We start from the raw sequence: 24,353 nt of genomic DNA, 5'->3' as shown, positions 1-24,353 counted from the left end.
TGGTAGCGGAGGAGGGACTCGAACCCCCGACACGCGGATTATGATTCCGCTGCTCTAACCGACTGAGCTACTCCGCCACGAGCATCATATAATGCAAGGATGCGTTTCATAACAAACCCCTGCTGCCCTGTCACCTTAAAAAAAGCCCCCGCAAGAGCAATTCTTACGAGGGCTTAGCAAATTGGCTTACATTAGAAGCCGTAAACGATACCTGCAGTAGTGCGTGTATCGGTCTTTTTCAAACCGGTTGGCACTTCTGTTTTATGCTCAACATCAAAGCCAGCCTTGAAAGAAAGCACTTCCGTTAGCTTGCTCTTTAGGAAAGTTGATGAGTTAAAAATGGTTCCATCGGGCGAATATTCAACCGTCGCTTCTTCGCCCAACTCAACATGGTCGTTGATTTTCCAACCCGCGAGTAATCCGCCTAGAATGATCCAGCTATCTTCTTTATCACCTGTGGTGAATTTCGTGTGGCGCAAACCGGGGCCCACGCGTGTATCAAGCAAGTAAACGCCATCATCAGCCCAACGACGACCAACACCGATAGATTCAGTAATACGGTAGTTAAAACCCGCATAGCGGTCATTAACGTAACCAATTTGACCATAGAGATAGTCGCGCTCATTCATTTTCCAGTCAGAACCAAAACCAAGACGGTACTCTTCATCGTTGCGAGTGCCATTTTGCTTGCTATTATAGGCGTTCGCATCGAAATGATGGCGCCAATTATTCAGCTCTTGCTCACCTTTTGCACCTAAATGCAGCTCAGTTGAGTCGGTATTACCGGATTGAAAACTTGCACCAGCTTCTAATTCGCCTTTAAATCCATCAAAAGAAGGCAAGGCATCAGAGGCAATCGCCGCTGTGCCAATGGCGCTAGTCGCTAAAAACGCGATTAAAGATTGTTTCAACATGACGTGTGTGTACTCCCATATCAAACAGCGCAGTTAATTCCGCATCTGTCATTTTTACGGTGACGTCACTATCAGCCTTTAACTCGGTAAGAAAGTCTTTTCCTTCTTCCCATACTTTCATCGCGTTACGCTGAACAATCTTGTAGGAATCCTCACGGCTCACGCCTTTTTGCGTCAGTGCGAGAAGCACACGTTGAGAGAAAGATAATCCGCCCAGCTTGTTGAGATTCTTCAACATATTATCAGGATAAACGACAAGATTTTCCATCATCATCGTTAAACGACGTAAGGCAAAATCGAGAGTGATCGTCGTATCTGGGCCGATCATACGCTCGACAGAGCTATGCGAGATATCGCGTTCATGCCAAAGAGCGACATTCTCCATCGCAGGCACCACCGCCATACGCACAAGACGTGCAAGGCCGGTTAGGTTTTCTGACAAGATAGGGTTACGCTTATGCGGCATGGCCGAGCTACCTTTCTGACCTTTAGAGAAGAACTCTTCACATTCGAGCACTTCGGTACGCTGCATATGACGAACTTCGGTGGCTAGGCGCTCGATAGAGCTGCCAATGACGCCCAACGCGGCAAAGTAAGCGGCATGACGATCACGCGGGATGACTTGCGTCGAAACAGGCTCTACTACGAGACCCATTTTATCCGCCACATATTCTTCTACTTCAGGTTCGATATTCGCGAAGGTGCCAACGGCTCCGGAAATCGCACAGGTCGCGATCTCTTTACGCGCAGCTTCAAGGCGGTCACGACCTCGTTTAAACTCGGCATAGAAGGTGGCCAGCGTTAGGCCAAAAGTGGTTGGCTCGGCGTGGATACCGTGACTACGGCCCATTTTGAGGACATCTTTATTTTCATACGCACGACGTTTTATCACTTCGAGCAGCTTATCCATATCTTCTAATAGAAGATCGGTCGCTTTTGTTAGTTGTACGGCGAGGCCGGTATCGAGCAGGTCAGAACTAGTCATGCCTTGGTGCAAGAAGCGAGCTTCGTCACCGACATACTCAGCTATCATCGTTAGGAAGGCGATGACATCATGCTTAGTCGTCGCTTCGATCTCGTCAGCACGCGCCACATCTTTAGCGGTAAAGGCTTCAGGCGCATTGTCCCAAATCTCTTGCGCTGAGGCTTTTGGGATCGTGCCAATTTCGGCCATGGCAGAGCACGCATGCGCTTCAATCTCGAACCAAATACGGAATTTAACTTCAGGCGACCAAATCGCCACCATGTCGGGGTGTGAGTATCTAGGAATCATGCGCGGGGTATAGCGCTAGATGACAATTGAGGCAAGAAAACTAAACAGCCCAGTAACGATTTTTACCGAGCGGAGGTTTTTCGCTTTAGGCTTCTTGCGAATCAACGCCACGCTCCGCATTTATTGCAAAGCCTCAGCCCGCCAGCACGAAATTCCGCAACAAGCGCGGAATGTGTGAGATTAAAGAAAATTGAGAGGAGGGAGAAGTTTATTTAGGGATAGGTGGCTAGAGGTTAGGTAGTCCTCACGCTCACACCAGCTTCGTTCTGCTGTCCCATACTCGCAAAATCTGCTCCACCGTTTCCTTCGAGCGCGACACTCAAATCTTGAATCGCACCTGCGAACACGTTTTCTGGGATCAGCATATCTTGAACACCTTGGGCCGCACCACTAATGACTACGTTTCCATTTCCGTCGGATTTAACAGCGTTTGTTTGAAGGGCAACTTGCAACTCTTTGTCGATGTTATCATCTCCAGCAACCATGTTACCGTTACTGGCTAGAATAGCTTTATACATCGCCTCTTCTGTGGCATCCACTACGCGATTTCCGTTAACCCCTAAATCATTCGTCGCAGCTTCATAGATCCCTTGACGACTCGCCACTACTGCCGCTTCAGCGTTGGCTTGGTTGGTTTTTTCTAACTCCACTGCCGCGAGTGCAGCTTGCGCTTTAATAGCAGCAGGGTTAACTTTATTCCACTCTGCTAGCATTGCCTTATTCGTATCTAGAACATCTGTCGGGCTTATGTCGCCAGCAGCCTCCATAATGGCTAAGTGCTTACTATTAGCTTTGATAGTTCGTTTTATATGCCCTTCTATTTCTTTAATTTTCGCTTCTTTAGCCGCTATTTGTGCGGAATCAGTACCGGCGTCCCATGCATGAAGCTCAGCTAGATCTTGTGTCATTTCCGTAAAGTTTGCTTGGATCACCGCTGCTAGTTCTTGGCGAGTTTCCTTTTCATAGCGCTGCCCTGCCTGTTGATCATCTTCGCCCGTAGCCAGATCAACAGCTTTGCCCGCACCTTCTGAGAGGAGATAACCGCCAATTGCTCCGCCGATCCCACCAACGATGTTACCAACACCTAGCACAACACTACCTGCCGTAAAGCCGAGCCAGAAACCCGCAAGCGCTCCACTTGTTTCAGCAACTGCCTTACCAATTTGGCGCCCGCCGCCTTTTTCACCGTTATAAATTTTCTTACCACCATTGATAAGGTCAGGTCCGGCCATGGCCACTGTCACTGCAGGTCCTAAAACCCTTCCTGCACCTGACTTCGCAAGACCTTTAAGAGTAACAGCACCCGTACCAGCAGCTCCACGCCCAAACGCTGAACCTATTCTTACATCCGTCTTTAAGACACCCTCTACGGCTTTTGTTCCTAAAGTCGTCGCACCTTTTACCGTGCCTTGTACAACGCCAGGGCCATATTTGACTGCCGCACCAGTACCAACAGCGAACATACCAGCTGTACCAAGACCAGCATCATTCGATGCGTCTCGTTCATGATACTCATAGCTGCTATTATACTTTTTATCTTTTATGCCGACAACCATTACGGTCTCCTTGTTTTATCTCCATTCATTATGCAGATAAAATGTGACCGTCTGTTGACAGATATGTGAAGGATTTGTGACAGTCTGGCGTGGCTACGCGCTTAAGAGTTGCGGATTTCTTTCTTTTTCGGACGTTCGCCAGTATGGGCGAAGTAGGAAATACGGCCAATTTCAAAGCTTTGATCGGCGCAGCGTTCGATATCTTTAAGCAACATAAGCAAGGCATTATACTTGCTCATATCCTTTTTCCACGCCTTCATCGGACCATCTTCGATCGTTTCAAGCACGCCGAGATAGAGGCTATTCACCTCATCTTCACGCCCAAGATTGCGCGAAAGGCGATCCACATCAAATTCTGAGACGTTACGCATGGCCGAGGCCAGCATCTCACGCGTTAGTTCAAGCATTTGCAACGCGGCCTTCTGCACCGGACCGGGAAGGGTTTTACCCTCAGATGGCCATGCATTCTCTAAACGACGGATATTGGCCTTCGCCATATCGCCCATACGCTCTAAGCGAGAGGCCATTTGCATCATCGCCATCAGGAAACGTAATTCATCAAGCGCCGGTGAATATTTGGTGAGCAGCGAATGCAGCGAACTAATGACTTTTTGCTCTAGCTCATTAACTTCCTTATCAATGGTCTTGGCTTCACGCAGGCTGACTTCGTCGCCATCGACCGCTTTGACCATCATCTCAAGGAGTGTTTCTACAATGTCCTTCATGCTGGTCATATCACCGAGCATTTCCTGAACCATCTCATCATAGCCCGCATGGGCGTGCTGTTTATCTAATTGCATAGGCTAATTATGCCTTAGCTCGCTGAAAATGGGAAGTTTTTATACGCCTAGTCTCAATATGCGACAGCTTCATCATCATAGCTGCGCCACAGATACCACGTTGCGGCGGAGCGCCAAGGGTGCCAGATTCCCGCTAGTTCCGTCATCTTTGCAGGCGGCAACTTCTCGCCTTCATTGTAAAACTTAGCAATCCCATTAACGAGACCGAGATCACCCAGCGGCAAAATATTCGGGCGTAATAGATGGAACATGAGGAACATTTCTGCTGTCCACACGCCGATGCCTTTAATTTGGGTCACGTCTTTAATCACTTCTGCATCCGACATTTCCGCCCAATCGCGCTCTGGCTTTTGACGGTTAAGGAAGAACTCAGCCAATGAATGCAAATAGCTCACCTTCATGCGAGAATAGCCTACGGCACGCAGTTCCTCTTCCGGCAATTGGCTCACCTTCTTAGGCGTTAAAGAGTCATTGCATAACGCCTCTAATCGCCCCCAGATCGCAGCAGATGCTCGTGTCGAGATTTGCTGCCCCGTAATCGAGCGCATTAGCGTAAGGAACGGATCTGCACGGCTCTCGATCGACTCCCCCGGGTAATGTGCGATGATTTTTGCCATCACGGGGTCATTTTCAGAGAGTTCGGTTATCGCCTGCTGCCAATAGGATGGACTTTGTGATGTGCTCATGATTAAAGGATCTTACGCGTAAAGACCTCAAAAAGGAAATGAATCATGACTAGCACCCGCACCGAATCTGATAGCTTTGGCCCATTGGAAGTTCCTTCCGATAAATATTGGGGCGCCCAAACACAGCGCAGCCTAATGAATTTCAAAATCGGTACGGAAACCATGCCAAAACCGTTAGTACGAGCGCTGGGCATCCTTAAAGGCGCTGCTGCCACCGTAAATATGGATATTGCGGGCTTGGATAAGGCGATTGGCAATAACGTCGTTGCGGCAGCGAAAGAAGTCGCCGACGGCAAATGGGATGATAACTTTCCGCTCGTCGTTTGGCAAACAGGCTCTGGCACACAGACAAACATGAACAGCAATGAAGTGATCGCTAACCGCGCAATTGAAATGATGGGCGGTGAGATTGGCAGCAAAAACCCCGTCCACCCGAATGACCATGTGAATATGGGACAAAGCTCGAACGATACGTTCCCTACCGCGATGCATATTGCCGCCGTGGAGCAAATCCATCATGAACTAAAACCCGCGCTTACCAGCATCCGCGATATGCTAAGTGCGAAGGTGACGCAATTTGACGGTATCATCAAAATTGGCCGTACACATTTGCAAGATGCTACGCCGATTACGCTCTCACAAGAATTCTCAGGCTATGTCATGCAGATGGATTATGCGCTAGAACGCGTGGAAGCCGCCCTACCCCGCATGTTAAACCTTGCCCAAGGCGGCACTGCCGTCGGCACCGGCATTAACAGCACCAAAGGCTTCGGCGAGGCATTTGCGGCGGAAGTAGCGAAAGTCACGGGCATTGCGTTCAAAACCGCACCAAACAAGTTTGAAGCATTGGCGGCACATGATGCGTTCGTAGAATTTTCAGGCATGTTAAATACGATCGCTTGTAGCTTGATGAAGATCGCACATGATATCCGCATGCTCGGCTCTGGCCCGCGTTGCGGCTTAGGTGAGCTACAATTACCGGAGAACGAACCGGGCAGCTCGATCATGCCGGGAAAAGTGAACCCTACACAATGCGAAGCGCTCACCATGGTTGCCGCGCAAGTGATGGGAAACCACACGACTATCACTGTTTCAGGTTCGAACGGACATTTTGAACTGAATGTATTTAAACCCGTTATGGCCTATAACTTACTGCAATCGATTCGCTTGATTGCCGATGGCTGCAACAGCTTCACCGCAAATTGCCTAGAAGGCTTGACCGCTAATGTTGAACGCATCGAGAAGCTGCGTGACGAATCATTAATGCTAGTAACGGCGCTTAACCCCCATATCGGCTACGATAACGCCACCAAAATCGCCAAGAAAGCGCATAGGGAAGGCACGACTTTGAAAGCCTCCGCCCTTAGCCTAGAGCTACTGACAGAAGCACAATTTGATGAATGGGTAAAACCAGAACTGATGATCGGCCCTAAAGGTTAACCCTTAAATATAAGGATCATCTTTCTTCAGGTAATTCTGAATGTAGTCGGTAATGCCCTGCTCCATCGTCATGATAGGGCGGTCATAGCCGATATTACGCAAACGCTGGATTGTGGCCTCCGTCTTATATTGATATTGGCCCTCCACGTCCGTTGGCATATCAACATATTTGATATTGGGCTCCTTACCGAGCGCTTTAAAGATCACATTTGCCAATTCTTCAAAGCTATGCGCCTTACCACTACCGGCGTTAAACGTGCCACTCACATCTGACGTATCAAGGAACCATTCCAGCATGTTGATCGCATCACTTACATGCATAAAGTCACGCATTTGGGCGCCATCAGCATAAGCATCATTGCCTGACTTAAACAACTTAACTGGTACGCCTTTAGAAGCCTCTTCATAAATTTTCAGTGCAACAGAACGGCTCGATTTCTTATGGTATTCATTCGGGCCATAAATATTGAATAAACGTAAACCTACCCATTGCGGAGGCACCGCTTCGTCACGTTCCTTCGCGCCGCTCACATGCATATCAAGTAATTTCTTACTCCACCCGTTCGGATTTAACGGGCGTAATTTACGTTGGTAATCGAGATCTTCCGTATCATCAAAGCCCTGCGCGCCATCGCCATAAACTTCGTAAGATGAGGCGTAAATAAAGCGTACAGAAGCCTCAGCACACCAGCGCCATACGAGTAGCGGGAAATTATGGTTCGACTCAATAATGCTTTCCACATCACCCTCGGCTGAATCTGCGATCCCGCCCAGATGGTAAACCATATCCACCTCTTCGCCATAGCTATCCAGCCAGTAGAAAAGATTCTCCGGGTGCACTATTTCATCGACGGGCACTCGGACGAGGTTATTCCACTTTTTACCATTGCCGAATTGATCCGCGATTACAATACGATGCGTACCGCGATCTGCGAGGCGCTTAGCAAGATTAGAACCGATAAACCCTGCACCACCTATAATAAGAATAATTTTCATACTATGATTTTATCATGCCAAAGGTTAAAGAAGGGTGAATATGGAACTCAATTTAGATTTACTTTTCGATATGATCGGCATGATTGGCGTAGTCTTGCTGCTACTGGCCTACTACCTGCTGCAAATGCGAAAAATTCGCGTCCGCCACCTTAGTTACTCTATTTTGAATCTGTTCTCGGCTATCTTCTTGCTTATTTCATTACTCTGGAGCTGGAACACCGCTTCCGTTATTTTGGAAATCATATGGATTGGCATCAGCTTCTATGGTATCTATCGCGCAGTGAAGGAACGTAAAAATGCAAAAAAATAACCAGTTTTTTGATGATATTGCCAAAATGGCAACCGGTGCTGCGAGCAGCATGCTTGAAATGCGTCACGAAGTGGAACGTATGGTACAGCAGCAATTCGAGAAACTCTCCACCAAGATGAACTTTGTCACGCGCGAAGAGTTTGAGATCGTGCGCAAAATGGCACAAAAAGCCCGCGAAGAAAATGAAGCTTTACGTAAAGAACTGAGCACGCTGAAGCCAAAGAAAACAGCAGCTAAAAAGCCGACAACTGCGAAAAAGGCTGCACCGAAGAAGAAATCCTAAATCTCTTTAAAACGGATATCGCCGGTTTTGGGGTCGAGAATGGCCGCGCGCTTACCTTGCATTAGATCGACCGCGTCTTTACCGAATACTTCAAAGCGCCAGCCATGCAAGAGCGGATGGTCTTCGGCGTAATCGCCAGAAGCGAAATCTTCCAATCCATCGCGATTGCAAATGAAGCTCGCAGACACATCATGCTCGCGGGTATTTTGCTTCATCAGCAGACGAAGCATCTCTAAACGCCCCTCGGTTGTGGCACTAATACGTTTTTTCTTGATCGGTTCAATCCACTCGGACTCGGGCAACTCAGGTAGAGCCTCGCAAAGCTTCCAAAGCTCGTGCCGCAAATCAGACTTTAAATGCTGCGGGAAAGCACGGGTCGAGCGCATCCTATCTTCGCTTTTAGGTAAATTCGTCGCCAGTTCGACTAACGCATCATCACGCAGAATACGCACACGCGGCACATTTCGCTCTTGCGCCGTATCTTCACGCCACGCCGCTAATTGGCGCAACCATCCCATTTGCTGCGGCCTTTTGAGGCGCGAGCGGATGCGCTTCCACGCTTGATCAGGCTCCACATAATGCATCTCCGGCTTAGTGAGCGATTCCATTTCTTCCACCAGCCACATATCGCGGCCACGTTTTAGGAGGTCTTTCATCATAATGAGATAGGCATCGTAAAGATGCACAACATCGCCGATGGCATATTCAAGCTGTGAATCGGAGAGCGGACGGCGCGACCAATCGGTAAATTGCTGGCCTTTATCAATTTGGATATCGAGCGTTTTGGCCACTAGATTTTGATAGCCGAGATTATCACCCATACCGAGCACTTGCGCGGCGATCTGCGTATCAAATAACGGAGCAGGCGATTGCCCCATCATACGGAAGAAGATTTCCAAATCCTGACGCGCCGCATGCAGAACTTTCAGCACTTTCGGATTCGCGAGTAAATCAAGAAGCGACTGCATGTCGATCCCTTCGGCCAGCGGATCAATCGCGGCGCGGTCTTTTTTACCCCCAATTTGCACGAGGCATAGCTGCGGATGGTAGGTTTTCTCACGCAGGAATTCGGTATCCAGCGTAATGAAAGGCTCTTTGGCAAGTTTTTTACAGAGCTTATCCAGCTCCTTCGTTTCAGTGATTAAGGTAACAGTCATGTTTATATCATACTCATTTCTTCATCATCGCTTCACGGAAGACTGACAAGGCCAGTCCACCCTTGGTGGCGTAACATGCACGGCGCATGAACACCATTTTATTTAAACCCTTAAAATCAAACTACTTCTCACGCATAAAGCGCCCGAGCGGCTCAATCAATGGCGCATCAGCTGGAGGCATCGGTAAACGCGATAATGCGTCTGCATATGTCCATTTAAGGTCACTATGTTCATTTGCGTGGACTTTACCGTACCAACGAGTGCAGCCGTAAAGCATCATGAGCAGGTGGAAGCCCTCATACGCGTGCGACACAAAGCTGATCGGCTTAAGGTCTTGCTGTGTGACTTTAATTTGCAGTTCTTCTTTTAGCTCACGCACTAACGCGGCTTCCGGTGTTTCACCCTGCTCAATCTTACCACCGGGAAACTCCCACAAGCCTTCCATGTGCTTGCCTTCGGGGCGCTGACCTACCAGAACGCGGCGCTGATCATCCAGCAAAGCGGCGGCTGCAACCGTTATCATTTTCATTTCAATACCGCCTTAGCCTCTTCATAACGCTTTTTCATCACGACCATCATCCCCGTATAAATCGAAATACGTGCTTCGTAATGATGGATATGGTCGCTTATTTCAACACATTGGCTTTCCGCTGCGCCACCAGACACCGTTTGGCAATATTCATCGACATTGATCACCATTTGATCGAGTTTCTTCATTTTCCCGCCCATACGGTTTTCCACTTTACCCACCCAGTTCTTTGTTTTTTTCAAAATGGCGTGGCTTTTCTTTGAGTCTTTAAGAGCCTCTTCTGGCGTTTCACCGATAAAGATATAGCCCTTCTCTTTCTCAAGAATCTGCTGCTTTAATGTAGGCCATGCGGCGTTAAACTCAGCAATTTCTTGCTGCAATTTTCTAAAGTTAACCGACGTTGCAGGCTTATCTTTTATCACCAAGTCCGGCACAGAAGCAGTGTCGATCGCTTCTACAGCAGCTAAGCCCACATTTGCTTCGAACGCCTGTATGGGTGATTTAAATAAAGAAACCGCTGCCAAAGCCATCAGCCCTAGCACCGCAACACTCAGAATTGTTTTATTTAAACTCAACGCTCAAAATTTCGTAATATTTCAGCCCCTTAGGCGTATGCACCTCGACAGAACTCCCAACAGCTTTACCCATCAAACCGCGCGCAATGGGTGCGGCATAAGAGATTTTACGTTTCTTAAGATCTGCCTCGTCATCGCCGACGATCTGATATACCAACTCTTCTTCAGTATCTTCATCAATAAGCTTGAGAGTCGCGCCAAATTTAACTGTATCGCCGGAGAGAGATTTCACATCTATCACTTCAGCATGGCCGATTTTATATTCAAGCTCGCCAATGCGACCTTCGGTAAAACTCTGACGCTCACGTGCAGCATGATATTCCGCATTCTCTTTCAGGTCACCATGCTCACGAGCATCAGCAATCGCCTTGATAATCTCGGGGCGAACGACATTCTTTAATTCTTTGACTTCCACTTCCATAGCGACAAAGCCTTCCTTTGTGACGGGAACTTTTTCCATACACGTAACCACTTTCAAAATTTGCAAAACAAGACAGTAACAAAAAAGCGGATGATTGCAAGAGAATGCAATCTTGAATCTTTACTCTTTCGAAAGGAAACCTTCACTCTTTGATAAGGTTTTTATGAGAAAGTGAGTTTATGAAAACAGGAAAAGAACAATTCGACTTACTCGACGAGATGCAACAAGCCGCCTTACTTGTTCGCGCCAATACACAGCATTTTTTAGATGGCTCACCCGGTGGCAAAAGTGAGGCAATCATCCAAGCCTATGCTCATCAATTTGCGGAGAGCCCTGAATTAGTGACGCGTCTGACCAACGCCTATCAAGCAAAACAGGCAAGAAGTAAGGACCCAATGGCAGTTTTAGGTAGCTTCGGCTTCTAAAATCCACTATGTGGGCAACATGAAAGCTGCTGTTATTGTATTTCCTGGATCTAATTGTGATCGCGATGTCTTTACCGTGCTCGAATCAGCATGGGGCTTGACTGGCTTGTCAAAAGGCGCTGACGCTGAACATGAAGTGCTCAAAGTTTGGCACGGTGATAGCGAACTCCCTGAATGCGATATCGTCGTTTTACCGGGTGGATTCTCTTACGGCGATTACCTCCGCTCAGGTGCAATGTCTGCCCGTTCGCCTATCATGGCACAAGTAATTGAACATGCTAATAAAGGCGGCAAAGTTCTCGGCATTTGTAATGGCTTCCAAGTTCTAACCGAAAGCGGCTTACTTCCCGGCACTTTAATGCGTAACCGCGATCTCAAATTTATCTGCAAAGACACACACCTGCGCGTTGAAAATACAGAATCTCCTTTCACACGCGATTATAACGCGAAACAAGTCGTAAACATTCCTGTCGCACACCATGACGGAAACTATTTTGCCGATGATGCGACACTTAAGGCGCTTGAAGATAATGGCCAAGTGGCCTTTCGCTATGTAACTGAGCACGGCGAAGCAACAAAAGACGCAAACCCGAACGGTTCGCTCAATAATATCGCAGGCATCTTTAATGAAGCCCGCAACGTACTTGGCATGATGCCACACCCTGAGCGTCATGCTGACGTACAACTTGGCTGCGAAGATGGTCGCGCTATGTTTGAAGGTTTACTCGCGGCCTAAATTCCGCAGAAAAGAAAAGAATATAATGGAAAATTTCGCGGAGCTAGAACTCCCCTACGCACTTAATTCTGCACTTAGAAAAATGCAGTATGAAAAACCAACCCCGATTCAAGCAAAGTCGATTCCGTTGGCACTTGAAGGCCGTGATATATTGGGCTCAGCTCAGACCGGTACGGGTAAGACGGCTGCTTTTGGTATTCCGCTCGTTGCCCACTTGATGAATAATTCAAAAGGTTCAGCGCTTGTGCTCTGCCCGACTCGTGAGCTTGCTATGCAGGTAATGGGTATTTTAAAAGAACTCACCAGCCGTCAAAAAAGTATCAAAAGTGCTTTGCTTATTGGTGGTGAATCTATGGGCAAACAATTTACTCAACTTGCACAACGCCCACGTATTATTGTTGGCACGCCGGGTCGTATCAATGATCACCTAGAGCGTGGCAAATTAATGCTTCATGACGCGAAGTTCCTCGTTCTCGATGAGACTGACCGTATGTTAGATATGGGCTTTGAATCACAGCTAGAAGAAATGTTCCGCTATTTACCGAAAGTACGCCAGACACTTCTATTCTCAGCAACCTTGCCAGGCAGTATTGTTAAAATCTCGAAGAAATACCTCAATAACCCAGAGCGTATTGCGGTTGACCCAACGAATGAGACGTCTAAGAACGTCGAAATTAAAGAGATTAAAATTGCTCAAGGCGAAAAATTTGGCAAGTTAGTCGAAGAACTTGGAGATCGCGAAGGTTCCATCCTTGTGTTTGTCAAAACCAAACGCGGTTGCGACAACTTGGCTGAAAAGCTGCATAAAAAAGGCTTCAAAGTGCGCGCCATTCACGGTGACCTCAAGCAATCGCAGCGTAAACGCGTGTTACAAGGCTTCCGCGACGAAGATTACCGCATTCTAATTGCAACCGATGTCGCCGCACGTGGCCTTGATGTGCCGCATATTGAGCATGTCGTAAATTACGATTTACCAAGCGTGCCCGAAGATTATATCCACCGTGTAGGCCGTACGGGCCGCGCCGGTGCAGAAGGGCAATCGCTTTGCTTTATCTCCCCTGAAGAAGCTGATAAATGGCACGCAATTCAAAAGATGCTCGACCCTAAAGGCGATCACGGCCCTGCCCCACGTAAAGGCGGTGCTCCAAGTCGTAGCAGCGGTGGCGGTGGAAAAAGCAAGAAACCTTGGACGAAAAACCGTAGTGAAGGCGAAGGCGCCAAAAAATTTAGCCCTAAAGGTGGCAGAGCCTTTGGCAGTGGCAAAGGCCAGAACAAAAACAACCAACCCAGTAACTTTAAACCTAGCGGAAATAGATAATCGAGCCCCTCATGAAAGAAATTCGTAACATCGCCATCATCGCCCACGTTGATCATGGTAAGACCACCCTTATTGACTCACTTCTCCAACAATCTGGAACATTCCGTGAGAACCAGTCGGTTCAAGAACGTGTAATGGATAGCAACGATCTTGAAAAAGAGCGCGGTATCACCATTTTGGCAAAATGTACGTCTGTTAAGTATAACGATATCCGTATCAACATTATTGATACCCCAGGTCACGCCGATTTCGGGGGCGAGGTAGAGCGCGTACTCAGCATGGCAGATGGTGTAATCCTTCTGACGGATGCGGCTGAAGGCCCAATGCCACAAACGAAATTCGTACTCGGTAAAGCGCTCGCTCAAGGTCTGCGCCCGATCGTGGTTATCAACAAAGTAGATCGCCCCGATGGTCGTGCTGATGAAGTCGTTGATGAAGTATTTGATCTCTTCGCGGCACTTGATGCGAATGAAGAACAACTTGATTTCCCAATCCTTTACGCTTCTGGCCGCGATGGTTGGTGTACACGCGAATTAGACGATGAACGCAAAGACCTCACACCGATGCTCGACCTCATCATCGACCATGTGCCTGAACCAGAAGTAGATAAAGAAGCACCTTTCACGATGCTCGCAACCTTGCTTGAGTCTGACCCGTTCCTCGGTCGTATCCTGACAGGTCGTATCGTGAGTGGCGTCGCAACAGTGAACATGCCGTTCAAAACGATCAACCTCGATGGAACGCAGGTAGAATCTGGGCGCTTAACGAAGCTCCAAACCTTCTCAGGCGTTGAACGTGTACCGGTAGATAAAGCCGTTGCCGGTGATATTATCTCTATCGCTGGAACGTCGACTTCTTCTGTGTCGGATACAATCTGTGATCCTTCCGTAACGGTGCCTGTACAATCAACGCCGATTGATCCGCCAACAATGGCCATTACCCTCAGCGTAAATGATTCTCCTTATGCCGGCCAAGAAGGCAACAAAGTGACTAGCCGTATGATTCGTGACCGCCTACTAGCGGAAGCTGAAACTAACGTTGCTATTACTGTAACGGAATCTGCTGGCAAAGATGCTTTCGAAGTCGGTGGTCGTGGTGAATTACAACTTGGCGTATTGATCGAAACGATGCGTCGCGAAGGCTTTGAACTCACCGTTTCACGTCCACGCGTTCTTCTCAGAGAAGAAAATGGCCAAACACTTGAGCCAATGGAAGAAGTTGTCGTCGATGTAGATGAAGAATATAGCGGCTCCGTTGTGGAGAAAGTTAGCTTACGCAAAGGTGTGATGACTGACATGCGCCCATCAGGCGGTGGTAAGCAACGTATTACCTTCCTCGCCCCTTCACGCGGACTTATTGGTTACCAAAGCGAGTTCCTTACAGACACACGCGGAACCGGTATCATGAACCGTCTTTATCACAGCCATGGCGAATATAAAGGTGAGATGGAAGGCCGTCGTAACGGTGCATTGATCTCAACCGGTCAAGGCGAAGCGGTCCCTTATGCGATCTTCAACCTACAAGACCGTGGTATCATGTTCGTCAGCCCACAAGATAAAGTCTATACGGGCATGGTTGTCGGCGAACATAGCCGCGACAATGACCTAGATATCAATATCTTAAAGGGCAAACAACTCACCAACGTTCGCGCCAGCGGTACGGATGAAGCCGTTCGCCTCGTCACACCAAAGAAAATGACGCTGGAAGAGATGATTTCTTACATTGAAGAAGATGAACTCGTGGAAGTCACACCAAAAAGTCTACGCCTTCGCAAACGTGAACTAGATCCGAATGACCGTAAAAGAGCCACCCGTGTGAGCAAAAAACTAGGTTAATTTATTTTGGAAAGTCAGTAGACCAACACAACCTGAAATTCGTAAAATGGCGCTCCCTGTGGGCGTCATTTTACGTATAGTGGGAATAATCAGAAAACCAATCTTCACAAAACCGTAACACTACTGGCCGTTTATCTTTGCTATAAAGGTAGATATGGAAAACCCTGACGCACAGAACGTAGCAGCCGCAACCGCCGATAAAGTCTTCTCGGAGCAAGCAGGCACACCTACCGTAGAAACCGGCACCGCTCCCTCGGCAGCCGCTACACCCGAACCCGCAGTGACGGCTGAAACAGCAACAGCCCCTACGGCACCAGAAGCAGGATCTCCGACACCCGAGACACCACCAGCAGAAGCCGCGACAGCTGCAGGCGCTGAGCGCTATTACACACAAACAGCAGAATATCAGAACCAGCAACAGCAAGAAAATGCACAGAAGCAACCTATAGTACCTCCGAAAAAACCATTCAGTCGCTTTGCAGTGATTGGAGCTATTGTGGGCGCTATTCTAGGGGTTACGGCAATCGTGCTTACCTTCAAGAGCCGCAGCAGAAACAGCCTAATCGACGCGACTAAAAAGGCCGAACTCTTTACCGTAGGCGGTACAAACGCTACCGAGCGCATGACAGACTTGCATGGAAAAGCAAATGGGCGAATTGATGAAAAAACACGCCAAGGCTTCTTCGATAAAATACAAGCGAGCGTTAAAAAGATTTCCAACAACTTAACGTGGAGCTCTGAACACGAAGAACCTCTTGCAAGGTTCGCAAAACACGCCAACCCAGGCCCTGTTAAAAATAATGGAATACTCCCCTCAATCGCTGGAGCTCTCGGTACGGGAGGGATTGGGAATTATCTTTATGTTGGCTTTATTGAAGGCAATTCGGGCAAGCGTGCTAGTATACAGAACCCCAAAGTTACTAATAAACTTGATAAACTTTATGATGGCTATAGCGATAAAGTTTATCACCAGATTGGTAAAGAAGACGAAAATATCAAAATTGGTGCTAAAAATCATGCCAAAAATGGGATTATCGCCGGTGCGCGGGGCCTCGTAACGATGGGCGCCACCATGGCCATTTCACATTTTATGGAAAAATGGGATGCACGCCGACAAGAAGCCAATTATGCGCAACAAGTGCTGATGGATCGCCAAATTGCGATGATTCAACCGCAAACACACATAAGCATGCAGTAAGGCATTACCACACCTATTTCAAAACAATTTCCGCCATTTTACAGCCTAGCTTAAAGGCCATGAAGTTATAGCCTCGGGTACTATCCGTCTTTAGCTTATTAGCCTGTTCTACCGTTTCGACTGGCAACACCTTATGATCATCCGTAATGTGATAAACGATGCATCCAAGATCGTTCAAAATATAATCGGTTACTTTTGACGTCGAGTCTTCTGCATGATCCTCATAAAAGATAATGGGGTTCGTTTTTAGAAACTCGCCAGCGCCTTTGAGCGCCTCAACCTCCACTCCCTCAACATCTAGTTTTAGAACAAAGTTTGCTTGATTTTTGCGAGCTTCTTCGGTGATGCTATCAATCGTCACCGTGGTCACTTGCTCTTTATGCGCCCCTTCAACTTCTGCACCAACAACCAGCGATACGCTCGCATGCCCGCCCGGTTTGTAGAGCGTAAGCTCCTCGCCTGCCTTTTGTGAAACAGCATTTTGATGCAACGCGGCTTGTAGATTATTCTCTTTCACATGCGAGGCAAGTAACTTGAAGTTATCTTGCAATGGCTCCACAGAGATCACTGGCTTTGCACCATATTTGGCAGAGGCCACCATGCAACTCCAGAACCCCATATTAGCGCCACAATCGATAAAGTGATAATCGTAATCGTTAAGTTTACTGAGCAGATAATCCAGCTCAGGCTCATAATCGAAACAAGGCGAGATAAGACGATTCCAATAAGGGTCAGCCATATCCACGCTTAATCGCAATCCTGACTTTAACTGCACCCACTGACGGCTTTTGACGCCAAAGAGTGTTAAAATCGGGCGAGTCACTCGCCAGAACCCTCGAAATGCAATCGGCACAAACAACCATGATGCCAACCATAGTAACTTCATTGCTAGACGCTCGTTGAAGCTACCGCCGTGCGTTTTTGCGCAGCTCGTGTGTAGGATTGTTGCCATATTTTGTGATGATCCGCTTATGATTTTCGTTTTGCGTTAAATCGGCGTGAGTTACGACCCGTTTTGGCGCATGATGTCACTATGCTGCATTCGCTCTTCAAATCAATGTCTTTGGTCATGTTTATGCGTGTCGGCGGCATCGCACTGCAACTACTGTGGTTTGTGATACTTGTTCGCCTCCTCCCACTGGAAGCGGTCGGGGTCTATAGCGTTATCAATAGCATATGGATATTAACACGCGCTTTAGGGCCTTGCGGCTATGCAACCGGCTTTATGCGCGAAGGTAGCACTCTTGTTTCCAAACAGAAATTTCCGAAAGCACTTGGTTATCTTAGCTTTGGCATTCGTCAGGCCTTTTGGTTCAATTCAGCATTCTATATTTTCATCGCTATCGGCGCTTACTTACTGCGCGATTCTATTCCGTTTATCTCCTATACGACCGTGCTTTGGGCCTTGCTCGCCGGATATGCTTACCTACTCTTTGGCTTTTATTCTTCTGCCATGCTGGCGATGGAAAAACAAATTTCGGCGCATGCGCTAGAGTCGATTATTTTACCCGTATCGGTGATGCTGGCGATGGTAACCCTTCACCTTTATGAGCAACTCACACTCGAACATCTTATCCTCACACAAGTGGCTATCGCCATTACGATTGCGCTGATCTATCGTTTTATCACGGTTAAAAGCTATGGCATAAAAATCACCAAACTCACGCCCAAACAACAAACTAATTTCACTGCTCTGGCGCGACGCTTATTTGGCACGATCGCCTTTAACAATTTGAATGTGCGATTGCCTGTCGTGCTATCGCCTTTCCTCATTGGCATTGCAGGCACTGCTTTGTTAGAGGCAGCGCTACGTTTTGCCTCACTCCTGGGCGTCATCCAATGGTGCGCGGCTTTTGTGATTGCGCCGAAACTCTCCAAGGTCGATACAAAGAAAGAACCTGACACGTTACAAGAACTGCTCGTAATGGGCTGCTGGATGGTTTTCATTCCCGCATGCATTCTCTTTCTGATTCTCTTATTTGGCGGCGACATCCTCTTAAACCTTATCGCCGGAAGCGAGTATATGGACGCCTATATTCCTCTTGTTATTCTCGCTTTTGGTTACCTCATTAACACTTCATCTGGCCCTACCACGCATTTCTATATGATGCTCGGTCATGAGAAAACAGCCCTTAAAATCAGCGCTTCTGAGACTATTATCACCATGGTATTATTGGTTACACTCAGCCAATGGCTCGGGATTTATGGTATGGCGATGGGAATGACACTTGGCCTTATCTTCCGTAACTTTTGGCTCAATCAGAAACTCCAAAAACTAACCAAACTCTATAGCGGTGTGTGGTCAATCAAAGGGTGGAAACACTTATTCAAACTCGTGAGGGAACATGCGTAACAACCTGACCTCCCTCGATGAAAAGCGAGCACAATATCATGGCATGCTGTTGCTGCTAACCTTTGGACTGCTCTTCATTCCATCCTTCACAATCTTGTCTGATTCTGGTCTGCGATTTGCCATTTATTTACTACCAGTCATGTCATTTTTCTATTGGATTCTTAGCTCTCCTAGTTACCGCTTCTTATCCAATACACGGTTTATTATCGCCCTGATGCTTTATGCGGCACTCGTGTTTGTCGGTGCTTTATTGAGCGCGGAAACCATTGATAAACTCACCTGGGTCAACGCGATGCGGCCGATTTTCTATCTCGCCGCTTTTATACCTTTGATGGTCTTCACCAACAAATCCGTCAAAATACTCGTGATCATCTTTGCCATCACGACACTCATACTCTGGTTAACTGGAAGTGGCACTACCCGCGGTGCCATTGACCTCGAAGGCTCGCAAGGCCCACTAGAGAGCGGACTCGCCTTCCCCTTAGGCGGTATCCTTATTTACTTTATTTTGCAAAAGAGCAAACGCTGGTCGCTCTTTACTTTCTTCCTATTCTTCCTTGCCTTTAAGCGGATCGCCTTTGCTGCGGTGCTCGTCATATTAGCCCTCATGCTCATCAATAGAATGGTTCGCCAAGCCTTTAAACTTTCAGAATATCGCGTTGCATGGGCCAGTATGTTTTTCATCCTCGCCGTGGCCGCACTCATCAATGTTTTTTATTTTGAATTCTTTGAGGTGGTCGCAATGGTGCTTGGTGGAAGCGAACAATCTGTTTCCCAATTCACCATGGGACGTTTAGAGGAATATCAAATTCTTTTTCGGCAATATGGCAATCAGAACTTAACGAACTTGCTGCTTGGTAACGGTGCGGGTGACGCCACCCGTAGGCTCGTCGAAATTACCATCAATTACCCCCTTCAGGTACATAACTCGTTCCTGCTGTATTTCTATGATTTTGGCGTAATGGGCTTTAGCCTATTCCTACTGAGTTTCCTTGTAATCTTTAGCCGCACTAGCTTTGGTATTTATCTATTTGCGTATAATATCATCATCATGGTGACAGATAACACTTTCTCGCATCACTATCATCAAATCACCTATTTCATCCTCATCGCCGCTATGCAATATGAGACCCATTCGCAAAAACGCTTACAAAGGCAAGAGCATGAAGACGGTTAATTTCGCGAAATTCTATAAGCGCCTTGATACGACCTGCCGCGCGCATGATTATGCAGGTTGGGATCCGTTCGATGCGCTCAACAGCAAGTTATTTCAACTAACGCCATTCGCTCGCTCCAAGTGGATGCGCTTAGCGTGGTTACAATTTTTTAAACGCGCGCCCGCTAACTTTCGAGCCAGCACCTTTGTACCGCGCACCCATAATGCGAAAGCACTCGCGCTGTTTGTTCGCTCTTATTTGCAGGAAGGTGACAAGGCTTCTGCAGACCATTGTTTTGATAAAATGATGGAACTGCGCAGCGATACAACGCACTGGGGTGAAGCTGCATGGGGGTATCCTTTTGATTGGCAAGCTAAGGCATTTTTCGTCGCCAAGGGTGTCCCAAATGTCATCTGCACTACTTATGCCCTACTCGCTGTCGAAGCGGCAGCAGAAGCCAAAACCATTGAGGCGAAAGAGGCTCAAAAACTCACCCTCGCAGCAGCAGATTTTGTCTTAGCTCACTTACTACGTAAAAATGAACAGGGCACCTATATTGCCTATATTCCAAGCTCCGATGCGCTGGTCCATAATGCGAGCCTTTGGGGTGCGCTTATCTGCACCAAAGCCTATAGGGCTAGCGGTGATGTGAAATATCGTGACGTCGCCAATAAAGTGATTGATACCACCCTCAAGGCACAAGGTGAAAAAGGCGAATGGGTTTATGGTACGATGTCGCATCATCAATTTATCGATGGATTTCATACTGGCTATAATCTGGAAAGCTTATTCCGCAGCAATCAAATATTAGAGCGAGACGACATCGCTGCTGCCATCACCAAAGGCATCAACTATTATACGGAGACCTTCTTCGACGAGGATGGCCAAGCCGCTTATTATCATAACAACCCATACCCGCTAGATCCGCATTCAGCGGCACAAGGAATCTTGACCTTAAAACTTATTGATGCGCAGAAATATCAACCGCTGATCGAGAAGATAGGTACCTGTGTTTGCACACATCTATGGGATGCAAGAAACGGTTATTTTTACTATCAAAAAACGAAGTCTTACATGAATAGACTCTGCTATTTACGTTGGACTCAGGCGTGGATGCATTTAGCCCTAAGCGCGCTTAAATAGACCTGACTTAGGCTCACCTTCGCGGGTATAAAGTAACACCTCATGCAATGTCTCAGGCTTGGCTTTCGCCAACTCGCTCACGGTATGCATATATTGCTGAACGTAATCGATATGCTCACCTTTTTCGAGGAAGTGAATCGTCGTACCGGTACGGCTCACCATCGTTTGCCAGAACGGTAATTCCATCTGTGATGGCAGATCAACAATGATGCGATCAAACAATTTACCAAACTCTGCAAGCAAGTAATCGAACCGCTCAAAGTCACGTAGAATCTGAATACTCATACCTGGGTTACCCGGCGACATATAATAAAGATCACTATCATCAATTTGATGAATAATATCGGTCGATGGCATTTTGCCCACCATCGCATTGGCAAAGCCTTCTTCACCGGTAATACCCACATACTCTGCTAAGTAAGAATGTTTCACATTCGCATCAATCAGCAAAACTTTACCGTTTTTAGCCGCAAAACGTTTCGCCATTTTCAGTGTCAAACGGCTCTTGCGCTGTGTCGCTTTACTCGACGTAACCACCGTAATGTTGTTTTTCTTCTTACTTGCAAGATAGGAGAACTGGGCAACAATATCGTCAATGGCTTTTGTGTTCTCATCATTTTTAACGTTATAGCTACGCTGGGTATGACCAGGTTCAAGATCAGAAACTGACAGCGTTGGGAATATACCAATCTGATCCACATGCTCGAGGATATTAGCACGAAGGTTACTCTTTAAAACAATCAGCCCAAGCGCAATAATGATGCCCATCATCACACCAAGCACGACAATCTGAATACTCTTATTACGCAAGTCACGACGCACGATACGCGCAAGATTCACCACACTCACATAGTTGTTCATCGCACTTGCATCAATTTTTAGCTGCGTATAGCGCTCCAATACCGAATCATACTGCGTCGCATATTGTTTCACCTTGCGATTCATCGTGAAGAGTTTTCCTTTAATCTCCGGCAATTGCGCTAAACGATTTTGAATCAAGGTAAGCTTATCAACCAATTGCCCTTCTTTATCCTCAGCGGCTTTCATCGCCGGATGACCCTTGGTATAAATTTGCTTCAACTGAGCACGCTGCAACTGCACCTGACGCAATGATTGCTCAAGCGACAAACGCATCTCCAACTGCCCGCGCATTTCAGCATCGACATCAGCGACATCAATGTCTTTCATGTAGCTTCCGAGTAACTCTTCGCTTGTGCCAAGCTTCGCGCCCGAACGCTCCAGTTCCTTTTCCAAATCGCCAATAGCACGTTGCTTCGAAGCAGAAATACGATCATATGCTTGCTCGACATAATCTTGCACAATCGTTTCAATCAAGTGGCGCGCAAAGTAAGGTTCCTTTGAAAAGAAGCGTAAATCAATTAAGCTTCCATTTCGATCTGCCGTACGCTTCACAACTTTCAAAGAAGCAAGAGTACGCTCAATCATGGTCTCTGTTGAAAGAGGGAAAATCGTGAATATGGCACCAATCGGCGCATTCAATTCACTAACATGAAAATAATAAGCCCCACCCTTGCGTTGATCTTCGCCTACGCGTCCATCAAACAATTTTTCTCCACTGGAGGTTTCCACTTTAAAACGATTCTTACCGGTTACTTCCAGTAGAAACACTCCTCCATTAGAAGCTTCAGGAAATTGCAAACGGTCCACCTGTATCGGGAGTAGTTTTCGCTCTTCATGTTTTTTACCCGTACTTAAAAAATACTTCAGGCGCTCCGAAAGGTCTGGCATATCAGAAGAGGATTTCAACGTGACGAAACCATAACGTCCCATTTTATTGATTACGCGCTCTAACGTCGTCCATGAGCGAATACGCCCCACCTCAGTATCGATATTCATCCCAGCAGAAAGAATGCTTCCCATGTTCACCGGCTCAACATTCAACGTTGCATGAACCTCATACGGAATAGGCCGAATAGCAAATAAGAACGCCATAAAACCAAACATCACGGCAAAACAAAAGACGAGCCATGAAGACTTCATCACTTGCTCTGTTAGTGCCTTAAGATCAATTACCCCTTGCTGAGGGATCACCATACCTGATTCAGTAGCCACGCTTTTCTCCCTTTGAAATACCGCTAGTTAAGAACATAAGGCGCGGGTTGAACCAGGCCGGCAATGCCGCCTGGTAATAATTGTGTGATAAAGCGGCTCCAATCAGTAATCGTTTGGCTACCGATATAGACAACATCTTGCGGCTGCAGTTTAAACTGAGAGCCATAAACATAAGATTTTGGATTGCTCGCATCGAGATGATACACTGACACATCGCGCTTGCCTTCGCTACGCGCGGCATATTCGCGCATCACGTAAATAGTCGATGGTTTCGCGGTACGTGGATTCAACCCTCTCACGGCGCTCAACGCTTCCGTCAAATTCATACCGGTTGGGTGCATGGTCAACGTTTTCGGATCGAACACCTCGCCCATCACATAAATTTGATTCGCGTGATTGCGCGGAATATGAAGCGTATCCCCAGCAAGGAGTATTTTATTATTATCAGCAGCACCTTCATAGATAATTGCAGCCACATCAATCCCTTCAGCCTTACCATTCGCGCGTGTAATTTTCGCATTCCGCAGATCAGCGGTTGGCAACGCACCTCCTGCCGTGGTAATTGCATCCATCACCGTTAAAGGTCTATGTGATAAAGTTACTTCCTGCGGCTTAGTGAGTTCACCGCTCACAAGCACACGCGAAGAAGAGAAATTCGCCATTGTCATTTCTAATTGTGGGTCTAGAAAATATTTACGGAAAGATTGGCGTAATTTATTTTTCACCTGCCCAAACGGCATACCATCTACGTTCATTTTACCGGCATAGGGCACTGTTAACGTTCCATCGGCTCCCACCAAAAACATATTCTCTGAGGGCAGTGCAGGCGCTTGTGGAATAATACGTGTCAGGCCAGAGCTTCCATCGGAGCTAACGAGATAAAGATTGATGAGCAACGAATCACCCGCACCTACAATATAGTCGTAAGGCACGTTCTTTTTAGATTTTGTGGCAGGCGCCGCATCCTCCATGAAGGGAGTATCCACCGTCACCTGCAATTTTTCATCAATCGGCGCTACATTGTAAGTAATCTCTTGATCTGACGAAGGCAGCTTAACCGTTTCAAAACCACAAGATGCGATAAGAAGGGTGCATATCAGCCACAGGCTGTTCTTGATGTAATGCTGTATCTTCATCTTATTTCACAAAGCTCCCATCTGAGTTAAGTCATCGCT

At 47.2% G+C, this 24,353-nt stretch carries 24 protein-coding genes and 1 tRNA gene; 11 read left to right on the top strand and 14 right to left on the bottom strand.

Translation table 11 applies throughout. The annotated features are described in order from the left end of the window. The 6 genes from P8P30_05540 to P8P30_05515 form a co-directional block, all read right to left on the bottom strand. A tRNA-Met gene (locus tag P8P30_05540) sits at positions 1-77 on the bottom strand. A gap of 114 nt (positions 78-191) precedes the next feature. Then, positions 192-914 (bottom strand): DUF481 domain-containing protein, encoded by a 723-nt coding sequence (locus tag P8P30_05535; protein MDG1287013.1) that lies wholly within the window; start codon positions 912-914, stop codon positions 192-194. Further along, on the bottom strand, positions 877-2,187 hold the full coding sequence (gene purB / locus P8P30_05530) for an adenylosuccinate lyase (protein MDG1287012.1): 1,311 nt from the start codon (positions 2,185-2,187) through the stop codon (positions 877-879). The genes P8P30_05535 and purB overlap by 38 nt, the downstream gene beginning before the upstream one ends. Before the next feature lie 233 nt (positions 2,188-2,420). Further along, positions 2,421-3,743 carry a hypothetical protein gene (locus P8P30_05525; protein MDG1287011.1) on the bottom strand — a complete coding sequence of 441 codons (1,323 nt, stop codon included), beginning with the start codon at positions 3,741-3,743 and terminating at the stop codon, positions 2,421-2,423. 101 nt (positions 3,744-3,844) lie between these two features. After that, entirely contained in the window at positions 3,845-4,543 is a 699-nt protein-coding gene (locus P8P30_05520; GenBank protein ID MDG1287010.1) for a PhoU domain-containing protein, read from the bottom strand. Positions 4,544-4,596: 53 nt separating this feature from the next. Further along, positions 4,597-5,229: a hypothetical protein gene (locus tag P8P30_05515; protein MDG1287009.1), complete on the bottom strand. Its 633-nt coding sequence runs from the start codon at positions 5,227-5,229 to the stop codon at positions 4,597-4,599. A gap of 45 nt (positions 5,230-5,274) precedes the next feature. On the opposite strand from P8P30_05515, the gene fumC reads away from it, so the two are divergent. Beyond that, positions 5,275-6,669 (top strand): class II fumarate hydratase, encoded by a 1,395-nt coding sequence (gene fumC, locus P8P30_05510; GenBank protein ID MDG1287008.1) that lies wholly within the window; start codon positions 5,275-5,277, stop codon positions 6,667-6,669. Positions 6,670-6,672: 3 nt separating this feature from the next. On the opposite strand, the gene rfaD is transcribed toward fumC, so the two are convergent. Next, entirely contained in the window at positions 6,673-7,665 is a 993-nt protein-coding gene (gene rfaD, locus P8P30_05505) for an ADP-glyceromanno-heptose 6-epimerase (GenBank protein MDG1287007.1), read from the bottom strand. Positions 7,666-7,705: 40 nt separating this feature from the next. Here rfaD and P8P30_05500 point away from each other — a divergent pair, with 40 nt between their 5' ends. Next, a complete protein-coding gene (locus P8P30_05500) occupies positions 7,706-7,975 on the top strand; it encodes a hypothetical protein (protein MDG1287006.1) in 270 nt (89 codons plus the stop codon). Next, entirely contained in the window at positions 7,962-8,258 is a 297-nt protein-coding gene (locus tag P8P30_05495; GenBank protein ID MDG1287005.1) for an accessory factor UbiK family protein, read from the top strand. Before P8P30_05500 ends, P8P30_05495 begins: the two co-directional genes overlap by 14 nt. On the opposite strand, the gene rnd is transcribed toward P8P30_05495, so the two are convergent. From rnd to greA, 4 genes are all read right to left on the bottom strand, one after another. Then, positions 8,255-9,415: a ribonuclease D gene (gene rnd, locus P8P30_05490; GenBank protein ID MDG1287004.1), complete on the bottom strand. Its 1,161-nt coding sequence runs from the start codon at positions 9,413-9,415 to the stop codon at positions 8,255-8,257. The two genes, P8P30_05495 and rnd, sit on opposite strands and share 4 nt — an antisense overlap. Before the next feature lie 121 nt (positions 9,416-9,536). Then, positions 9,537-9,944: a (deoxy)nucleoside triphosphate pyrophosphohydrolase gene (locus P8P30_05485; GenBank protein MDG1287003.1), complete on the bottom strand. Its 408-nt coding sequence runs from the start codon at positions 9,942-9,944 to the stop codon at positions 9,537-9,539. Beyond that, complete coding sequence (locus P8P30_05480) at positions 9,941-10,519, bottom strand: hypothetical protein (GenBank protein MDG1287002.1); 579 nt, start codon at positions 10,517-10,519, stop codon at positions 9,941-9,943. Before P8P30_05480 ends, P8P30_05485 begins: the two co-directional genes overlap by 4 nt. Beyond that, positions 10,506-10,979 (bottom strand): transcription elongation factor GreA, encoded by a 474-nt coding sequence (gene greA / locus P8P30_05475; protein MDG1287001.1) that lies wholly within the window; start codon positions 10,977-10,979, stop codon positions 10,506-10,508. Before greA ends, P8P30_05480 begins: the two co-directional genes overlap by 14 nt. A gap of 140 nt (positions 10,980-11,119) precedes the next feature. On the opposite strand from greA, the gene P8P30_05470 reads away from it, so the two are divergent. The 5 genes from P8P30_05470 (at position 11,120) to P8P30_05450 (ending at position 16,452) form a co-directional block, all read left to right on the top strand. After that, positions 11,120-11,365, top strand: a complete 246-nt coding sequence (locus P8P30_05470; protein ID MDG1287000.1) for a hypothetical protein — start codon at positions 11,120-11,122, stop codon at positions 11,363-11,365. A 19-nt stretch (positions 11,366-11,384) separates the two neighbouring features. After that, on the top strand, positions 11,385-12,101 hold the full coding sequence (gene purQ / locus P8P30_05465) for a phosphoribosylformylglycinamidine synthase subunit PurQ (GenBank protein ID MDG1286999.1): 717 nt from the start codon (positions 11,385-11,387) through the stop codon (positions 12,099-12,101). Between the two features lie 25 nt (positions 12,102-12,126). After that, the gene (locus P8P30_05460; GenBank protein ID MDG1286998.1) at positions 12,127-13,419 is read left to right on the top strand and encodes a DEAD/DEAH box helicase; all 1,293 of its coding nucleotides are present in this window, start codon (positions 12,127-12,129) and stop codon (positions 13,417-13,419) included. An 11-nt stretch (positions 13,420-13,430) separates the two neighbouring features. Further along, positions 13,431-15,254 carry a translational GTPase TypA gene (gene typA / locus P8P30_05455; protein MDG1286997.1) on the top strand — a complete coding sequence of 608 codons (1,824 nt, stop codon included), beginning with the start codon at positions 13,431-13,433 and terminating at the stop codon, positions 15,252-15,254. A 154-nt stretch (positions 15,255-15,408) separates the two neighbouring features. Further along, the gene (locus P8P30_05450) at positions 15,409-16,452 is read left to right on the top strand and encodes a hypothetical protein (protein ID MDG1286996.1); all 1,044 of its coding nucleotides are present in this window, start codon (positions 15,409-15,411) and stop codon (positions 16,450-16,452) included. A gap of 13 nt (positions 16,453-16,465) precedes the next feature. On the opposite strand, the gene P8P30_05445 is transcribed toward P8P30_05450, so the two are convergent. Next, a complete protein-coding gene (locus tag P8P30_05445) occupies positions 16,466-17,404 on the bottom strand; it encodes an FkbM family methyltransferase (GenBank protein ID MDG1286995.1) in 939 nt (312 codons plus the stop codon). Between the two features lie 81 nt (positions 17,405-17,485). Between P8P30_05445 and P8P30_05440 the strand changes: the two genes are divergently transcribed. The 3 genes from P8P30_05440 to P8P30_05430 are packed head-to-tail and all read left to right on the top strand — an operon-like array spanning position 17,486 to position 21,105. Further along, positions 17,486-18,805, top strand: a complete 1,320-nt coding sequence (locus tag P8P30_05440) for a polysaccharide biosynthesis C-terminal domain-containing protein (GenBank protein MDG1286994.1) — start codon at positions 17,486-17,488, stop codon at positions 18,803-18,805. Then, positions 18,798-19,982 carry a hypothetical protein gene (locus P8P30_05435; protein ID MDG1286993.1) on the top strand — a complete coding sequence of 395 codons (1,185 nt, stop codon included), beginning with the start codon at positions 18,798-18,800 and terminating at the stop codon, positions 19,980-19,982. Before P8P30_05440 ends, P8P30_05435 begins: the two co-directional genes overlap by 8 nt. Then, on the top strand, positions 19,969-21,105 hold the full coding sequence (locus tag P8P30_05430; protein MDG1286992.1) for a hypothetical protein: 1,137 nt from the start codon (positions 19,969-19,971) through the stop codon (positions 21,103-21,105). The genes P8P30_05435 and P8P30_05430 overlap by 14 nt, the downstream gene beginning before the upstream one ends. Here P8P30_05430 and P8P30_05425 read toward each other — a convergent pair. Beyond that, on the bottom strand, positions 21,088-23,178 hold the full coding sequence (locus P8P30_05425) for a hypothetical protein (GenBank protein MDG1286991.1): 2,091 nt from the start codon (positions 23,176-23,178) through the stop codon (positions 21,088-21,090). The genes P8P30_05430 and P8P30_05425 overlap by 18 nt on opposite strands. A 23-nt stretch (positions 23,179-23,201) precedes the next feature. Further along, positions 23,202-24,314 (bottom strand): polysaccharide biosynthesis/export family protein, encoded by a 1,113-nt coding sequence (locus P8P30_05420; GenBank protein ID MDG1286990.1) that lies wholly within the window; start codon positions 24,312-24,314, stop codon positions 23,202-23,204. Positions 24,315-24,353: the final 39 nt, after the last annotated feature.

The sequence above is a fragment of the Rickettsiales bacterium genome, from assembly GCA_029252805.1.
In the GTDB taxonomy this organism is placed as follows: Bacteria; Pseudomonadota; Alphaproteobacteria; order Rickettsiales; family JALZUV01; genus JALZUV01.
The sequence above is the reverse complement of the archived record's forward strand: the minus strand, read 5'-3'. Positions and strand labels throughout refer to the sequence as shown.

Bases quoted from the DNA above. Each gene is read 5' to 3' on its own strand.
- P8P30_05535 (MDG1287013.1), bottom strand. From the start codon at position 914: ATGTTGAAACAATCTTTAATCGCGTTTTTAGCGACTAGCGCCATTGGC.
- purB (MDG1287012.1), bottom strand. From the start codon at position 2,187: ATGATTCCTAGATACTCACACCCCGACATGGTGGCGATTTGGTCGCCT.
- P8P30_05525 (MDG1287011.1), bottom strand. From the start codon at position 3,743: ATGGTTGTCGGCATAAAAGATAAAAAGTATAATAGCAGCTATGAGTAT.
- P8P30_05520 (MDG1287010.1), bottom strand. From the start codon at position 4,543: ATGCAATTAGATAAACAGCACGCCCATGCGGGCTATGATGAGATGGTT.
- P8P30_05515 (MDG1287009.1), bottom strand. From the start codon at position 5,229: ATGAGCACATCACAAAGTCCATCCTATTGGCAGCAGGCGATAACCGAA.
- fumC (MDG1287008.1), top strand. From the start codon at position 5,275: ATGACTAGCACCCGCACCGAATCTGATAGCTTTGGCCCATTGGAAGTT.
- rfaD (MDG1287007.1), bottom strand. From the start codon at position 7,665: ATGAAAATTATTCTTATTATAGGTGGTGCAGGGTTTATCGGTTCTAAT.
- P8P30_05500 (MDG1287006.1), top strand. From the start codon at position 7,706: ATGGAACTCAATTTAGATTTACTTTTCGATATGATCGGCATGATTGGC.
- P8P30_05495 (MDG1287005.1), top strand. From the start codon at position 7,962: ATGCAAAAAAATAACCAGTTTTTTGATGATATTGCCAAAATGGCAACC.
- rnd (MDG1287004.1), bottom strand. From the start codon at position 9,415: ATGACTGTTACCTTAATCACTGAAACGAAGGAGCTGGATAAGCTCTGT.
- P8P30_05485 (MDG1287003.1), bottom strand. From the start codon at position 9,944: ATGAAAATGATAACGGTTGCAGCCGCCGCTTTGCTGGATGATCAGCGC.
- greA (MDG1287001.1), bottom strand. From the start codon at position 10,979: ATGGAAAAAGTTCCCGTCACAAAGGAAGGCTTTGTCGCTATGGAAGTG.
- P8P30_05470 (MDG1287000.1), top strand. From the start codon at position 11,120: ATGAAAACAGGAAAAGAACAATTCGACTTACTCGACGAGATGCAACAA.
- purQ (MDG1286999.1), top strand. From the start codon at position 11,385: ATGAAAGCTGCTGTTATTGTATTTCCTGGATCTAATTGTGATCGCGAT.
- P8P30_05460 (MDG1286998.1), top strand. From the start codon at position 12,127: ATGGAAAATTTCGCGGAGCTAGAACTCCCCTACGCACTTAATTCTGCA.
- typA (MDG1286997.1), top strand. From the start codon at position 13,431: ATGAAAGAAATTCGTAACATCGCCATCATCGCCCACGTTGATCATGGT.
- P8P30_05450 (MDG1286996.1), top strand. From the start codon at position 15,409: ATGGAAAACCCTGACGCACAGAACGTAGCAGCCGCAACCGCCGATAAA.
- P8P30_05445 (MDG1286995.1), bottom strand. From the start codon at position 17,404: ATGGCAACAATCCTACACACGAGCTGCGCAAAAACGCACGGCGGTAGC.
- P8P30_05440 (MDG1286994.1), top strand. From the start codon at position 17,486: ATGCTGCATTCGCTCTTCAAATCAATGTCTTTGGTCATGTTTATGCGT.
- P8P30_05435 (MDG1286993.1), top strand. From the start codon at position 18,798: ATGCGTAACAACCTGACCTCCCTCGATGAAAAGCGAGCACAATATCAT.
- P8P30_05430 (MDG1286992.1), top strand. From the start codon at position 19,969: ATGAAGACGGTTAATTTCGCGAAATTCTATAAGCGCCTTGATACGACC.
- P8P30_05420 (MDG1286990.1), bottom strand. From the start codon at position 24,314: ATGAAGATACAGCATTACATCAAGAACAGCCTGTGGCTGATATGCACC.